Origin of the sequence: Prevotella sp. C561 (genome assembly GCF_000224595.1) — a bacterium.
GTDB lineage: Bacteria > Bacteroidota > Bacteroidia > Bacteroidales > Bacteroidaceae > Prevotella > Prevotella jejuni.
Genome location: NZ_JH114150.1, coordinates 25,678 through 41,941, shown reverse-complemented (window position 1 = coordinate 41,941; position 16,264 = coordinate 25,678). Strand labels below are relative to the sequence as shown.

The window sequence follows — 16,264 nt, the reverse complement described above, 5'->3', positions numbered from 1 at the left end:
AGATACTATTTTGTTCGTGAATGACAAGTAATTTGAAAGATTATTCTTCCTAAATAATGGTCTTTCTATTAAACGGTAATATTTGATAGGAGCCTTGTTTGTTAGCTATGATACGATGAGAAAGCCCATTTTTCACCCTCAAATAATTGTTAATCTTCTGTTAAACGAGTGCTTCACCTTTACTCATTGATTTATTTTAACTATATTTGTACGATACTATTCTTGGGTGATAAAGCATGCAAAACGGCTGCTGATGGCCCTCATGAAGAGGCATTGATGAAGGGAGGGGGAGATAGGTGAAACTTTGCTTTTAGCTATCTTCTAACGGAGAAGGCAGTCTTCATGCTCTCTATTGGTGCTCTTCACAAGGATAGACATTGGTGTAAAAGCGTTAGAAGGAGGGGTAGAACCATTCTGAATAGACGTTTTCAGCATAGAAAAAGAATATAAAACAGAAACTTATTAATTATTAGAATTATGAAAATACCATCAGAGTTTGACCCTATTCGTCCGTTCGAACCGGAGGAGCTACCCGCAGCATACGAGCGAATCCTTGCTGATAAGCAGTTTCAGCAAGTGTTGGCTTATCTCTACCCTGATGTTCCAATAGAGGCGATAAAGCAGAAGATGTATGCTTGCAAGACAAATCTTGAATTTCAAAAGGTTTTCTGTTATACCTTCCTTCAGCGTCTTGTTACTGAGCTTAGTTTAGGTTGTTGCATGGATGCAGCGAATATCAACACGAGGAAACGCTATACCTTTGTTAGCAATCATCGTGACATTGTGCTCGACTCTGCCTTTCTTGACAAACTGCTTATTGATGTGGGCTTTGCTACGACATGCGAGATTGCTATCGGTGATAATCTCCTTTCATTAGACTGGGTGCGTGATCTTGTACGTATCAACAAGTCGTTTACTGTAGAGCGTGCCCTTCATTCGGTTGAAATGCTGCGTGCAAGCAAGCGTATGTCAGAGTATATTCACTTCGCTGTAAGGGAGAAGAACGAGAATGTATGGATTGCACAACGACAGGGAAGAGCAAAGAATTCGAACGACCTCACCCAACCCGCTATCTTAAAGATGATGGCTATGGGAGGGGAAGGAACCGTTATAGAGCGTCTTAAACAGCTGCACATCGTTCCGTTATCTATCTCCTACGAGTACGACCCATGCGATTACCTTAAAGCACGTGAGTATCAGTTGCGACGCGATCTACCTTATTGGAAGAAGACAGCAGAGGACGATCTTGAGAGTATGTTGGTAGGTATAAAAGGCTACAAAGGCCATATATTCTATAAGTGTGCGCCTTGCATTGATGATTGGCTCGATACTGTTGATGAGGAGTTACCAAAGAATAAACTCTTCGATACGATAGCTGCGCATATTGATCATGAGATACACAGCAATTATCGACTCTATCCAATCAACTACGTGGCACTGGATATGATTCAAGACACACGTGTCTATGAAGAGTATTATACTGCAGAAGATTATCAGAACTTTGAGGCTTACCTCGAAGGACAGATTGAAAAGGTTAAGATAGACAACCGTGATGATAAGTTCCTACGTACCTGTCTGTTGACACAGTATGCTTATCCTGCAAAGAATTATATTGCTGCATCGTCAGAGAATGGGCGTTTGAAATCATTGTTGAGTCGTCTCACATTCTTAAAATAGTATTCTGTGGAAAGGTTCAGACAGACAGCTTACAGCGTGTTGACTATGGTGGCGGCGCTTGTGTCGCTACTTGTAGTCTCTGCTTGTGAGCATGATTTCTATGAGACAGGCGACAGTGAGCTATCTTATCTGCATACTGACTTCGTTGAAGCACGGACAAACGAACTGGGAGCGTTCGTCTCTGCAAAGACTGACGATGGTGAGGAACTTACGCTAAGTCCTGCTGTAAAAGAGCAGTGGGCTACAAGACCTGATACTACTTACCGTGCTCTGTTATATTATGATAGGGTGGAGAAGGGCGTTACAACGTCTTTTGCCTTAAATCCTGTCTTGGTTCTTCGTCCTCATCTGACGTTTGATTTAGCCTCCGTTAGTACCGACCCACTTGGTTTTGAGAGTCTATGGATGAGTAAGAATCGTAAGTATCTTAATCTAACACTTGTGTTGAAGAGTGGACAGACAGATGATAAAAAGGCTATACAGTCGTTGGCGCTTGTCTGCGACTCCATTAGGAAGCAGGCTTCTGGGGGTAGGAAGTTCTATCTCCGATTGTGCCATAGCCAGAACAGAGTACCTGAATACTATAGTAAACGAGTCTATACAAGTATTCCGTTAACGGGGCTTACTCCTAATGATGTCCTTTGCCTTGATATTAATACATATAAAGGGGTAGTAAGAAAAGAGGTTGTTTACTAAGTTCGTAAATAAGCTTTTCTTTTATATATCATGGACGTTTAGGAATAAAATAGGTCCATGCGTGATTTCAACATAAATCTTAGTATAAAATAAGAGAGGTGACTTCTGTAAGGGAAGACACCTCTCTGTCTTTTGAACAATAGTAGGTTAAAGAGACCGTTTACATGCTATGTGCGGTAAGGAAAGCCTATCCTTAGCTTTCTAATCGGCACGTCTTATAACCTACCTAATCGTATAGAGTATTTTATTTCAGCTTTGCCTCAAGGTTCTTCAACATATCAACAGTCATGGACTCAAGGTCGTACTGTGGTTTCCAATCCCATTCAGCACGTGCACAACTATCGTCGAGACTGTCTGGCCAACTGTCAGCAATACCCTGTTTGAGCATGTCTACGTCGTATTCCATCTCAAAGTTAGGCTTGTGACGTTTGATGGCTTGGAAGATCTCATCGGGGTCGAAGCTCATAGAAGCTATGTTGAAACCATTACGATGGACCAGACGTGTTGGGTCAGCCTCCATCAATGAGATAGCAGCATGTAGACCATCTGGCATGTACATCATGTCCATCAAGGTTCCTTTCTTTATAGGACACACGAACTTCTCACCACGAACAGCAGCGTAATAGATGTCAACTGCATAGTCAGTAGTACCACCACCTGGAGGAGTTACGTAGGAAATCAAACCTGGGAAACGAACTGAACGTGTGTCGACACCATACTTCTTAAAGTAGTAGTCGCTGAGCAACTCTGTGGTAACCTTTGACACACCATAGATTGTACCAGGACGTTGAACAGTGTCCTGTGGCGTCTGTGTGTGAGGTGTACTCAAACCGAATGAACCAATGGAACTTGGAGTAAAGACAGCACAGTTGTTCTCACGTGCTACTTCCAAGATGTTCCACAGACCGTCAATACCAATTTTCCATGCCAGTTGTGGTTTCTTCTCTGCTACTACAGATAGTAATGCAGCAAGGTTGTAGATGGTGTCAACGTTGTATTTCTTTACAATATTGGCAATCATCTCTGGGTTAGTAACATCGGCCTCAGCTGATGGGCCGCTTTCTTTCAGTTCACCTTTAGGTTCTGCTCCTTTAATGTAACCAGCAATAATGCTGTCGTTTCCATAACGTTTTCTAAGTTCTCTGGTAAGCTCTGAGCCGATTTGACCTGTAGAGCCTATGACCAAAACATTTTTCATAAATATTGTTAAGCTTATTATAACTGAGTGCAAAGTAAGCATATTTTTTGTTGATTACACCACTATTAGGTATTAAAATTATTAAAAATTTAAGTCATCACGTAAAAAAAAGCTCCTTAACGGCCTTTTTCTCGTTTTTTATCAGTTACTTTGCTAACTATTAAATAAAATCTAATGTTATGTACGGTAAGATGAAGGAACATCTCAGTAACGCACTTGCTGAGATTAAAGAAGCAGGACTTTACAAGGAGGAAAGAATCATTGAGAGTCCTCAGAGTGCGGCAATAGAGGTTAAAGGTAAAGAGGTATTGAACTTCTGTGCTAACAACTATCTTGGTCTTTCTAATCATCCAAGGCTGATTGAAGGTGCTAAGAAGATGATGGACAAACGAGGATTCGGCATGTCCTCTGTTCGTTTTATCTGTGGAACGCAGGACAGCCACAAGGAGCTTGAGGCGGCTATCTCCGACTACTTCAAGACTGAAGACACTATTCTCTATGCTGCTTGCTTTGATGCTAATGGTGGAGTCTTCGAACCATTGCTCACCGATCAGGATGCTATTATCTCCGACGCCCTCAACCACGCCTCTATTATTGACGGTGTACGTCTTTGTAAGGCGAAGCGTTATCGTTATGCAAATGCCGACATGGCCGACCTTGAGCGTTGTCTACAAGAGGCACAGGAACAGCGTTTCCGCATCATCGTAACGGATGGTGTGTTCTCAATGGATGGTAATGTCGCTCCAGTTGATAAGATTTGCGACCTCGCAGAGAAGTATGATGCACTCGTGATGGTCGATGAGTCTCACTCAGCAGGTGTCGTTGGGGCGACAGGTCATGGTGTTAGTGAGCTCTGCAAGACATACGATCGTGTGGACATCTACACGGGCACACTTGGTAAAGCCTTTGGTGGTGCACTTGGAGGATTTACTACTGGTCGCAAGGAAATCATTGACATGCTTCGTCAACGCAGTCGTCCATACCTCTTCTCTAACTCTCTTGCACCTTGTATCATCGGTGCCAGTCTTGAAGTATTCAAGATGTTAAAGGAGAGTAATGAGCTTCATGATAAGCTTGTAGAGAATGTTAACTACTTTAGAGACAAGATGATGTCTGCTGGTTTTGACATCAAACCAACTCAGAGTGCCATCTGTGCTGTGATGCTTTATGACGCTAAGTTGTCTCAAGTTTACGCTGCTAAGCTCCTTGAGGAGGGTATTTATGTAACTGGCTTCTATTATCCAGTAGTACCAAAGGGCGAGGCTCGTATCCGTGTTCAGCTCTCAGCAGGTCACAACCGTGAGCAGCTTGACAAGTGTATTAACGCTTTCATCAAGATTGGTAAGGAACTTGGTGTATTGAAATAGAATTTGTAAGCACTGCCAAGAACGGCCATTATCGCAGCTTGGCAGGCTCTACACATATAAACTAAAGGCTGAACTCCAAGATAGGAATTCAGCCTTTTATTTATTCTCAACCTTAAATCAGAAGTGTGTTGTATATATAAAGAAGGTGTCACAATACTGTTATACACGCCTAATACGATGTGACATCTTATCGGATAACGCTTGTGTAACGACCACTTTGTGTGATGATGCGTACCACGTAGGCCCCCTTTGGTACGGAGAGGGTAAGGTTGTTGCTATCTTTCACACTATTGCTTGCTACCAACATACCATTCATACCATATACCTCCACACGTTTCAAGCCCAGCTGCTGTATGTGTAAGCGACCGTCAACGAACTGCAGCGCAGGTTTGATGCTCAATTCCTCCACACCATCTGTTCCTCCCTCAGGATATTTGTCATACGGTCCATTGATGAAGGAAAGGTAAGGTGATGTTGTCGAAATTGGTAATAAGTCAACGTTCCTACCATCTACCACCCCAAACAATGCCACTCGATAACGTCGGTTATTGATGAGTTTCTCGGTCTTTGGGTCAATCCAGTCGCTGGTTATTATTGTCATATCATCAGCCTGCGAGAGGTCTACTTGTAGCGGATTCTTCGTCACTTGGATAGACATACCCGTCACAGTATCGATAAGATAGAGTGTCAGACCACCCTTGTATTGTACGTTCTTTGCAAGAGATGCAATACATGCGACTCTGAAAGTTGGACTTTTTGATACATCAAAGTTCTCCATTGGGACACTTCCTTCCTCGTTATCTTGCGTATAAACAGTCGCTTTTGAGAAAATACCAGCTTGACTCTTTCCCTCAATCGTGAGCGTATAAGGCTCTTGTGAAGCCTTCTCACGTACTGGATAGCTTATGTTGTCGGTACTGGTGATGGTCGTGCGCAAGTGATAAGTACCAGAAGCTATGTCGTAAGGAAGGTTGAACGGCAGTCTAACACGCTTTGTGTTGAAGGCATCAAAGTCTACTGTTCCTGCGGTCTCTGTGGTATATACCACCTTATTCTCATTGTTAATTAGTTCAACCTTTACGGTTCCATAGAAGATATTAGCATCTAATTTTCGGATGTTTAGACGTAGTACATTCGGCTCACCTAACATCAGTTTGTTGTCTAACTTAGGCTCGGCTGTGAGCAGGAAGGCCGGTTCTTTCGTTGGCAACTCTAAGTAGGTTATCTTACTGTTCTCCACCTTCATCACGATACGAGGGGCTGATTTCATTCTTGCCCAGGCGCCTAACGTGCTATCTTCCAGCATTCGTGCTGCAATAGGACAGAGTGAATAGGTGCCATCAGGCAATGCCTTAAAGTCGGGGGTGAAGGTCACCTTATCATTAATCACACCTCCAGAAACCCACTCACCATCGTTGAAGACAAATCGCTCTTTGCTGAATATCTTCCTTCCGTCCTGTCCGTATGGTGTTACTTTTACTAGTTTGCCCTCTTGATTATAGATTCCTAAACCGATATCACCTATGAGTTCTGCGTCAGAGCGGTTGACAAACCCAGTAAACATCACCTTTGCTGCATCGGATGTAGTGGTAGGAGCATCTCCTACGAACGCCATCATGCCATCGTTGTTAAACTTGATAGTAGGCGACTGATAGGCAATGTCAGCATCAATCTTAGGTGTATTAGGTTTGTTAGGATGTATCGCAATGACTTGAATACGTTTGTTAAAGCTAAGCTGTGCACCGTTAAACTCACTACCTGTAGACTTTACATCCAAGGTAGCGAGTGAGTAATAGCCATCTGCCTGACCGTTCCATCCAAAGTTCATGTGGAACTTATCCTCCTCATCAAAGCCATCGCAAACCCACGCATGGCCACCTCCTGAGCTTGGATCACCGGATATATAGAGTGGGAAACCATTGCGGAGCTCTTTCTTTACAATCTCGATAAAGTTGTCTTCACCCTCGTCGAATCTTGTTACCAACGCTGCATCATAGTCGAAGTAATTGCGCAATGCACGCTCAGCCATATAGCTCTGCGTACCACTTACCCTATCCGTGTATTGCATATTGGTTGCAATACCCACGTCGTTCATCAACAAAGCCACTGCATCTTCCTGCTTTGTAGTAACGTTCCTACGGTTATAATCGGGCAACATATTGTCCCAGTCGTAGTGTGACTTTGTGAAATCGGCCGAGCGAACAGTGTTATCAAACGTCACCTTATAGCTCTCTTGTCCCTTTCCTTGTGCTGGCCATTTATGGTAATACATCACCTGTGCAACCGCAGTAGCCACACATCCCGTTACATATTGCGTCTGTTTGCTATAGGGATAGTCCTGTCCCCACTTGCTTTTCAGCAAAGGCTGCACAGCATCAGTCGCCTTTGTAGCTGTTTCGGTACGTGTGGTAAGCCCCTTGTTCTTGCCCAATTTCTCATACACCTGCCGATAGGAATCAAGGAGATAACGTGCTTCGGGATTGAGGTTAGCCATGTCGATGGATGCCTCATGACTATAAGCTAACACCTCACCCATCTTGTCATCGCCTGCAACAACTACAAATCCTTTGCCCGTATCATCATTGAAGACGTAGTAAGGCTGTTGTGTTGTCGTTGCTGCAGCACGTGTTTTTAGGTTCTTGGCGGATTTCTTACTAATGTTTACATACGTCCTCGCAATGCGCAGTGCAGCATTGAAATCAACATTGTCAGCATAGTTTGCTGTTGCTGAAAATAGGAGGGTAAGAACAAGAAAACCTCTTTTCAATAGTTTGTTATGTGCTGAAAACACCGTCTTTCTAAAGTTAATTTGAAATATAGAATTAATCATGTCAGGTTTATACTAATTGGATTAATGGACTACAAAGGTATATTATTTTTTCTTAATCTTAATTAGAAATAAGAGAAATATTCATTGTTTGCGATTAAAACTCAGTTTATATGCGCTCTTGCTGGCAGTCCCTTGGTTTGTATGGGTTTGTAGATTGTCAGTTTACTAACCCTCCACAGTTTGTTTATCTTTGGTCGTATGGTATGGATGACCGTAATAAGAATGATAAAAAAGACTGCTGTTTTAAGGAGATATATATAGCTCTATATATCAAAAAAAGTTTTATTTTTATTTGCTGTCATATTTAACATTTCGTGTAACCATACTGTAAATTAATGAGTTAAGAGGTCGTTTTCGATGACAGAAGTGACAGGAAAATTATTTTCTCATCAGTCCTATCGACCTTTCTTTATCGTAAGTTGTATGGTTCCTCCGCCTTGTCGAGTGGGGTTTCAATTATCTCCTTTCTATGAGCAGGCACACATCCTGTTGCTTTTGCCGATATTTTTCATGTTGCGAAAAATCGTTACAGTGAATCTTGAAAAATACATGCAAGATAGGGGGATGTAATCTTCTTATATATAGTCTGTAACTCTTTATAAATCAGTATGATATGATTAGTGTTGAAGAAGACGCCTTTCTTGCTCCAAGAAGGGCGTCTTCTTGCCTTAAGAAAGGCCTGTTCTTGAACGTAGAAGGGCCTCTTCTTCACTCATGAAGGGCATGTGTTAGAATCGAGAAGAGTGAAAATTGCTTACAAAAGGATAAGGGAGAACCTCTCTCCATGACCTGAATAGGGAGGGACCTCCCCCAACCCCTCCGAAGGAGGGGAGCCCCTAACAGGATAAAGATTGCTGTAATCTTATTTATTAAAAAGTTCCCTCAGATGCGCACTTCTTCATCTATCAATATACAACCCCCAACACCTATCAGCCAAGCAGAATATCTTCTCTTAGGCGAACATTTCATCATCACCTAACAGTCAACACCCATCACCCACGAAGCAAACCATCATCACCTAACAGTCAACACCCATCACCCACGAAGCTAAACCATCATCACCTAACAGCCAACACCCATCACCCACAAAGCAAACCCTTAACACCCATCACTCAACACCCATCACCCACCATTCATGAGCGTGATCTCAATAGATTTCTCCGTCAAACTCACTTGCCAAAAGTTCTTCTCGAAGCCGTTGAAGTTCTCGACTTGGAGAGATTCCACCGATGAAGAGCGTGACACGTCTCCCATCCTTTATATCCACGACAACAGAAAAGGCGCCATTGAAATATATTCTCTGATTAAGCTTTATCCTAACAATATCTTTTATACAGATAGGTTGAGGAGGCTTAATCAGTGCAATATGGCCCTGTTGAAAACGGGGATACAGGTAACCATCAACTATAATAAAGCTATTTATAAGGCTCTTTGGAGGGTTGAGTACAAGCCGTCCAACAAAGAAGATAATTACCAATATAAAAAGTAGGTTGGAAAGAACTACAAGATAGAATTCACCTTTTGTCATGGTTTTAAGCGTTATAACTTTATTTACAATCGGTGAAGACGTAGCCTATCGGCGGATGTTCCACATCGGTGTCTCACCTCCTCCGAATAGAACGTCTATGTTAGCTCCATTCTTCTTCTCAATGACATCCCATGCACGTAACTGTATGAACTGTGCTGGAGAGAGGTTCAGCTCGGTCATATAAGCCTTGTCAGCCACCGCTTTATTACGCTCAGCCTTGGCACGTGCCAGCTCCATCTCAGCTCTTTTCTCCTGTGTTTGCTTGGCTTGAATACTTGCAGCAGTCTTGTTCATCTCCTCTAACTGCTCCTTGTTAGGCATCACACGGTCGGTAATCACCTGTTGGATGTCAACAGGGAAATTGGCTTTTCGTGACAAGGAAGCTACATACTGGCGCATAGACTGCTTAATGCGGTCGTCGAACTTAGCGAGTACTTCGCGATTACTCATCAAGTCGAATGGCGAACAAGAGGATACATACTCACGTACCTTATTGCGGAAATAGGGTTCAATAAAGTTCTCAAACCAGTTCTCACCATAGTTTCTTAGTAAGTCGGGGGTCTGTCCCTTCTTCACTTGAATAATCATATACATATTGACATCAAGTGGGGTATTATCGTTTGAGAGTAGGTCGTCAAACTGAAACTGCATCTTCTGCGGTAGGATATTGAAGTAGACAGCCGACGTCGTAGGCGCTACGAGTGTGATAGAATTGACTGGTTCGTCAGAGACACGTGTGCTACCAAAGAAGATAGGCTTCATCTTCAATGCTGCTTCTTGGTCGTATGAAGGGTTTACGAAAGTGAAGAATACGAGGCTAAGCGCGCAGGCTGTGACAATAAGGGCTACTGGGATTAATAGTTTCTTAGAATTATTCATGTTAAAGAAGTTAGAGAGGTTAGAATTTAAACGCTGTTGACTGTTTTGTCTTTGATTAGGATTCATATAGATAAACTTTGTTATGTTGCTTGTATAATGTACTTTCTAATGATTGCAAAGATAGTGAAAATAATAATATGTCACAAATATTTATGGAGCTTATCACTTATTTTTACTGTGCTTTTTGAGGGATAGACAAAACCCCAGCTATGGTGGATATAACTGGGGCTTATCGTTTTCTGCGTGCGTTATCACTTAGGTGAAGCTGCTAAAACATTAGTCTTGAATGTCATCAGGGAGTGACTCTTTTATTCTGTCAACGAGCATTCGGAGTAGTGTATGACGTATGAAATTAGGCGAAGTCATAAGGATAATCTCACGAGAGGGCACTGGGTGCGCAAAAGGACGTACGAGTCGGTGTTGCTCCTTGGTGAGCTGTGAGAGTGCAAGTTGCGGTATGAAGGTGACTCCCTTGCCGTTCTCTACAATGCGCATGAAGGTCTCTATGCTTCCTAAGTTATAACTCTTTTTACTTAATGCGGCCGACTTTAGCTGGCAGAACTTGACAAGTTGGTCGCGAAAACAATGTCCTTCATCGAGTAACCATAGGTATTCACCAGACAAGTCGGCTGGACGAATAAACTCTTTAACGTACAGTGGGTCGTCTTCAGCTACGTATGCAAAGAACTGTTCACGGTAGAGTGATGTACAGTTCATCTCTTCCAAGCCGTCAACACGTGCTAATATACCAGCGTCGATAGTACCCCTTCGAAGTGCTTTGCGCATGTCTTCGGTCTTCATCTCCGTGATTCTCACATCCATCTCAGGGTGTTCATTCATCAACTGGGGGAAGAAGCGGGGGATAAGATAAGGTGCTATCGTTGGAAGCACAGCCACTTCAAAGGTGCCTGTAAGGGTCTGTCGCTCCTCGTCGATAGTCTGTCTGAGTTTCTTTGCACGGTTAAGAACCTTCCACGCCTCCTCTATCACCTTCATTCCCGCTTGTGTTGGCTGTATTGGTTGACGCTTACGGTCAAAGATTTTAACCCCTAATTCGTCCTCTAACTTCTGTATCATCGAACTAAGGGTAGGCTGTGTAACATTGCAATCATCGGCTGCCTTTGCGAAATGTTTCAGTCGATAGACAGCCATTACATATTCTAATTGTTGTAGTGTCATGCTTTTAATACAATATATAGACTATGACAAAAATAGATAAAAAAAGTCGAATAACCGTGTCCTCATCGTGTTTTTATTCTTTATACTCGTCTTTTTCATCCTTTATAGTGACTACTTTCACCCCTCCATCATCATAAATAAGTATTGTTCTCTCCCCATATAAGCTCCGTATCAGTATCCCTCTCTACCCGTTCCCCAGTATTCCTTATCATCCACCACCCATCTATTAGTATTCATAATCACCCATCACCCAACACCTACCAACCATCACCCATCACTAAATAACATCGACAGTCAATCTTTTTATTCGGCTTTTACTCGAGTGTAACCTATTGATAATCAGTAGTGGAGTGGGGCTTGATAGATTTTATTTATCAGCACATAGATTTTATCTATTGGCTGTAATGATTACAAATACTAACTTTGCACTGCGAAACAAAAAAGTATAATCACATAAATAGAATTAAGTTAAATATGGAACCAATTATCAATGCACACGCACCAGAGTTTACCGTTCAGGCATTTCAGGACGGACAGTTTAAGACCGTTTCAAGCAAGGATATCGAGGGCAAATGGGCACTCTTCTTCTTCTATCCAGCTGACTTTACCTTCGTATGTCCTACGGAGTTGGAGGATTTGGCTGATAAGTATGAGCAGCTTAAGGGCCTTGGTGTAGAGGTGTTCTCAGTTAGTACTGATACTCACTTCGTACACAAGGCATGGCACGATGCTTCTGATAGAATCAAGAAGATTAAGTACACTATGCTTGCTGACCCAACTGGCGTATTGAGCCGTGGCTTCGGTGTTTATAAAGAGGACGAGGGTGTCGCTTATCGTGGTACATTCCTTGTAAACCCAGAAGGCCTTGTTAAGATTGCAGAAATACAAGACAACAGCATTGGTCGTAATGCTGATGAGTTGGTACGTAAGGTTGAGGCTGCTCTCTTCGTTGCTTCTCACGATGGTGAGGTTTGCCCAGCTAAGTGGAAGCAGGGTGGTGAGACCTTGAAGCCAAGCATCGACCTCGTAGGTAAGCTCTAAGACTTATTATCTGTAATAACAGACATAAGACTGTCATAGTAGTTATAATGGAGAGATAGGTCACTGTACTTTATCTCTCCATTCTTTATAATGTATAGAGAAATTTACAAGCCCCATGTTAGATTCAAACATACTTGAACAGGTGAAGGGTGTCTTTGCTTCGCTCTCATCTGATATAACGCTTAGCGTTACACGCAATAGTAATGACGAGAACTCGGCTGAGTTCTCTTCCTTCATAGAGGACATCGCTTCTACTTCCGACAAGGTTAAGGCTGTTTACCAAGAAGGAGAACAGTTCTCATTCAGTATTCTTCGTAATGGTGAGGAGACGGGTATCAGTTTCCGAGGCATACCTAATGGACATGAGTTCACCTCCTTGCTCCTCGCTGTACTTAATGCTGACGGACAGGGTAAGAACCTCCCTGATGAGGTGATAACGGCTCGTATCAAGGCACTGAAGGGTGAAATACGCCTTCAAACCTACGTTTCTCTCACCTGTACCAACTGCCCTGACGTTGTTCAGGCACTCAACGTAATGGCACTTATCAACCCTAATATCAGCAATGAGATGGTTGATGGGGGGCTATACCAGGATGAGATACAACGTTTGAACATACAGGGTGTACCGTCAGTGTACGTCAATGGCGAACCATTACACACTGGTCGTGGCGACCTCGGCGTCCTTCTCCAAGAGTTAGAAGACAAGGTTGGCACCGACCATGACGCTAACTCCGTGCAAACCGTACGTGAATATGATGTTATCGTACTTGGTGGTGGTCCTGCTGGAGCGTCGTCTGCTATCTATTCTGCCCGCAAAGGCTTACGTGTAGCTATCGTTGCAGAGCGCATCGGAGGACAGGTAAACGACACGACGGGTATCGAGAATCTTATTTCAGTTACTAAGACAACTGGTACACAACTTGCTGCTGACCTCCGCACACATATCAATGACTACTCTATTGATGTTTTCGACAACCGTAAGGTGGTGGCAACTAATCTAAAGGAGGCTGTTAAGACTGTCTCTGTAAGGGGTGGTGAAACCTTTACCGCACCAGCTGTTGTGATTGCAACAGGTGCAAGCTGGCGTCGACTTGGGCTGCCTGATGAGGATAAATATATTGGTCATGGCGAGCATTTCTGCCCTCATTGCGATGGTCCTTTCTATAAGGGTAAGGACGTAGCAGTCATCGGTGGCGGTAATTCTGGTATCGAAGCAGCTATTGACTTGGCTGGTATTTGCCGCCATGTGACCGTCCTTGAGTTTGCTGACACTATGCGTGCCGATGAGGTACTACAGCAGAAAGTGGCCAGCTTGACCAATGTTGATGTGTTTCTCTCTACTCAGACAACAGCTCTCTTGGGCGATGGTAAGAAGCTAACGGGCATCACCGTGAAGGATCGCACCAATGATGAGGAGCGTAATATAGCCTTGGATGGTGTCTTTGTGCAGATTGGTCTATCGCCAAACAGTGATGCTTTCAAAGACGAGGTGGAGGTTAGTCCTCGCAATGAGATTGTCATTGACGCAACAAATCGAACCAGTCTAAGGGGCGTATATGCTGCTGGTGACGTTACAACGGTGCCTTACAAACAGATTACAATCGCTATGGGAGAAGGTGCGAAGGCTGCCCTTTCAGCCTTTGACGACCGTATCCGTGGTTTGATATAACGAATAGAACTTTTCCATAACTTGAGTATATTTTGAGCCCGATGAGGCAGGTGTGATATGTTGTCACCTTGTCTATCGGGCTTTTTTATGGTTTATTCCAAAAATGAAAAGTAACTGTTATAATTATGATTACCAATACGAGGGAGCTTATAAGGGATAAGCATAAATCCTTAATCGCCCTCTTCAAGTTCGAAAATATCATCTACACGTTTATCGAAGACACGTGCAATCTTCAGACTGAGAACTGTTGAGGGAACATACTTCTCGCTTTCGATGGCGACAATTGTTTGTCGGGACACTCCAATAAGTTCTGCTAATTGCGCTTGAGTCATGCGTTTTATAGCTCGTTCTACTCTTATATTATTCTTCATTACCTATTCTTCTTTTATGTAGTTCGTACAGAAAACGGAAGTGAAACAGCAGGAATATGCTGAACATTGAGAGCATTAATAAAGTTATATAAACCATACCAAAGCAGAACCAAGTGAAGATAACAAAGAAAATCGTATTTACTTTCAATGCCCATACTAATGAACGCATGCGGAGATGTTCAACATATTCATCCTCAACTATATTCTTTGAAAATGCTATCATATATAGAGAGAGAAAGGTCAAACAGTAGACAAGTTCAGAGAACATGTCTTCCTGTGCAAAATAAAAGAAAGAACGACCCTCTTGTTCAGGCGCAAAGAAATTAAGGTTCCCAATGTGTAAGGTAATAAAACTCAGTCTGTCATCATTAAACCAGTCGTTGATACCTAACCAGGAAACCAAGATCATGACACAACAGGGGGTGAAAATAATCCAACCAATCTTCCTAAAGATGTGGGGTAAAAGGTAGTCTGCTTTCATAAAGTAGCTTTTTTGATTAATAAGAAAAGATTTCTATCACGCTACAAAAGTAATATTTACCTTTCTAAAAGTCAAGTAAACTATACAAAAAGATTGCTTTATTAATCTTGTGTTTAACCTTTATTTGCATTGAAAGCTATCTCTTTGGCTCTTTCTCTTCGTTTTTTTTCTGAATAGAGTCGGCTTTTAATTCCTGTTGTGTCTGTCGATAGGCCTTAAGGATTGGGTCCTCGTTATCCTCTAAACCGTCCATTTTCTTGAAAACTTCACGTAGCTTCTCAACATGCTTACGGTCTCTACGGTATCGTTTATCAAGCATAAGCCCAACATCAAACTCTAATAGGGAATGGGCTGGCTTCTTTTCTAAGATGTCTCGCTTCGGCATTCTCTTTAAGAGTTCACGTCCGTCAACAATCTGTTTGCCTGTCACTATGACTTCATCTAAGTAATGTTCTGCGGGATAGAGAAACACCGTGTCACGTAAAACCTCATTGCGTAACAGTTTCTCTGGTGCGTATCCTTTCTTTTTGAAGCTGGCTGTTTGGAAGGTATCGGGTAAGGTGATGAGGCCTTTCCATGTGGTTAGTCCGATATTCTTACCGTCTGCAATGACTAAAACATCACGTATTGGGAAATGCGAGACGCCATCGCATACCAGCACCTCCTGGGCCTGAAGTGAGGCCAAGGGGAGTAGTAATAGCAAGAGGAAAAGTACGACTTGTCTACGCATAGCTATCTATTTGTTTTTTGCAAACTTACATAAAAGTTTTCTTATATACCCTTTTTTGTAATTGTTTTTCGTGGAGAGGAATGTAATCGTAACTTTGTTTAACCTGAAACGACCCTCTTAGTTGATTATTCTTGCCCTCTTTGCGGAATATCTGCACCCCCTTTTGTCCTCGTCTTCATGCTGTGTTAATGTTTTGTTTAGGGCGGTCTTAATACGACTCATCGTTTAGCTCGGGTTTATGTTCATGAACGGAAATATTTATTTTCACGATAAAAAATATTTTTCTTCATGACAATAAATATTTCTTTTCATGAAAATAATTCGTGGAATACGATATTTTCAGCCTTTAAGACTGAACCTTTCCATGTGGATTTATTGTGTTTATTGTTTTTAATTACTATCTTTGCAGAAGATAGGCGGCACTCGGCAATGTCAAAGCAAGCTTTCATTGCGCTCGTTTGCACTATCTTTGCAGAAGATAGGCGGCACTCAGCAATGTCAAAGCAAGCTTTCATTGCACTCGTTTGCACTATCTTTGCAGAAGACAGGCGGCACTCGGCAATGTGAAAGCAAGCTTTCATTGCGCTCGTTTGCACTATCTCTGCAGAAGATAGGCGG

General features: G+C 42.5%; 14 protein-coding genes. 5 read left to right on the top strand and 9 right to left on the bottom strand.

The features are described from left to right. Positions 1 to 477 precede the first annotated feature (477 nt). A complete protein-coding gene (locus HMPREF0666_RS11700; RefSeq protein WP_009012571.1) occupies positions 478 to 1,677 on the top strand; it encodes a 1-acyl-sn-glycerol-3-phosphate acyltransferase in 1,200 nt (399 codons plus the stop codon). A gap of 45 nt (positions 1,678 to 1,722) precedes the next feature. After that, positions 1,723 to 2,373 carry a NigD-like C-terminal domain-containing protein gene (locus tag HMPREF0666_RS11695; RefSeq protein WP_042856324.1) on the top strand — a complete coding sequence of 217 codons (651 nt, stop codon included), beginning with the start codon at positions 1,723 to 1,725 and terminating at the stop codon, positions 2,371 to 2,373. Positions 2,374 to 2,617: 244 nt separating this feature from the next. Here HMPREF0666_RS11695 and HMPREF0666_RS11690 read toward each other — a convergent pair whose 3' ends face one another. Further along, on the bottom strand, positions 2,618 to 3,571 hold the full coding sequence (locus HMPREF0666_RS11690) for an NAD-dependent epimerase/dehydratase family protein (RefSeq protein WP_009012569.1): 954 nt from the start codon (positions 3,569 to 3,571) through the stop codon (positions 2,618 to 2,620). A gap of 179 nt (positions 3,572 to 3,750) precedes the next feature. Here HMPREF0666_RS11690 and kbl point away from each other — a divergent pair, with 179 nt between their 5' ends. Then, positions 3,751 to 4,938 carry a glycine C-acetyltransferase gene (kbl, locus tag HMPREF0666_RS11685; RefSeq protein WP_009012568.1) on the top strand — a complete coding sequence of 396 codons (1,188 nt, stop codon included), beginning with the start codon at positions 3,751 to 3,753 and terminating at the stop codon, positions 4,936 to 4,938. 187 nt (positions 4,939 to 5,125) lie between these two features. On the opposite strand, the gene HMPREF0666_RS11680 is transcribed toward kbl, so the two are convergent. The 4 genes from HMPREF0666_RS11680 to HMPREF0666_RS11665 form a co-directional block, all read right to left on the bottom strand. Next, a complete protein-coding gene (locus tag HMPREF0666_RS11680) occupies positions 5,126 to 7,768 on the bottom strand; it encodes a thiol protease/hemagglutinin PrtT (protein ID WP_009012567.1) in 2,643 nt (880 codons plus the stop codon). Between the two features lie 1,147 nt (positions 7,769 to 8,915). Continuing rightward, positions 8,916 to 9,296 (bottom strand): hypothetical protein, encoded by a 381-nt coding sequence (locus HMPREF0666_RS11675; protein WP_009012564.1) that lies wholly within the window; start codon positions 9,294 to 9,296, stop codon positions 8,916 to 8,918. A gap of 45 nt (positions 9,297 to 9,341) precedes the next feature. Further along, the gene (locus HMPREF0666_RS11670; protein WP_009012563.1) at positions 9,342 to 10,241 is read right to left on the bottom strand and encodes an SPFH domain-containing protein; all 900 of its coding nucleotides are present in this window, start codon (positions 10,239 to 10,241) and stop codon (positions 9,342 to 9,344) included. A gap of 210 nt (positions 10,242 to 10,451) precedes the next feature. Then, the gene (locus HMPREF0666_RS11665; protein ID WP_042856322.1) at positions 10,452 to 11,354 is read right to left on the bottom strand and encodes a hydrogen peroxide-inducible genes activator; all 903 of its coding nucleotides are present in this window, start codon (positions 11,352 to 11,354) and stop codon (positions 10,452 to 10,454) included. A gap of 474 nt (positions 11,355 to 11,828) precedes the next feature. On the opposite strand from HMPREF0666_RS11665, the gene ahpC reads away from it, so the two are divergent. After that, positions 11,829 to 12,395 carry an alkyl hydroperoxide reductase subunit C gene (gene ahpC / locus HMPREF0666_RS11660; RefSeq protein ID WP_009012561.1) on the top strand — a complete coding sequence of 189 codons (567 nt, stop codon included), beginning with the start codon at positions 11,829 to 11,831 and terminating at the stop codon, positions 12,393 to 12,395. 115 nt (positions 12,396 to 12,510) lie between these two features. Continuing rightward, the gene (gene ahpF / locus HMPREF0666_RS11655) at positions 12,511 to 14,064 is read left to right on the top strand and encodes an alkyl hydroperoxide reductase subunit F (RefSeq protein ID WP_009012560.1); all 1,554 of its coding nucleotides are present in this window, start codon (positions 12,511 to 12,513) and stop codon (positions 14,062 to 14,064) included. Positions 14,065 to 14,234: 170 nt separating this feature from the next. Here ahpF and HMPREF0666_RS11650 read toward each other — a convergent pair whose 3' ends face one another. The 4 genes from HMPREF0666_RS11650 to HMPREF0666_RS11635 all read right to left on the bottom strand — a co-directional run. Further along, positions 14,235 to 14,435, bottom strand: a complete 201-nt coding sequence (locus tag HMPREF0666_RS11650; RefSeq protein WP_009012559.1) for a helix-turn-helix transcriptional regulator — start codon at positions 14,433 to 14,435, stop codon at positions 14,235 to 14,237. After that, entirely contained in the window at positions 14,425 to 14,916 is a 492-nt protein-coding gene (locus HMPREF0666_RS11645; RefSeq protein WP_009012558.1) for a hypothetical protein, read from the bottom strand. Before HMPREF0666_RS11645 ends, HMPREF0666_RS11650 begins: the two co-directional genes overlap by 11 nt. A 136-nt stretch (positions 14,917 to 15,052) precedes the next feature. Then, complete coding sequence (locus HMPREF0666_RS11640; RefSeq protein WP_009012557.1) at positions 15,053 to 15,646, bottom strand: hypothetical protein; 594 nt, start codon at positions 15,644 to 15,646, stop codon at positions 15,053 to 15,055. 308 nt (positions 15,647 to 15,954) lie between these two features. Further along, on the bottom strand, positions 15,955 to 16,264 hold a 310-nt coding region (locus HMPREF0666_RS11635), incomplete at its 5' end, for a hypothetical protein (protein ID WP_232214103.1).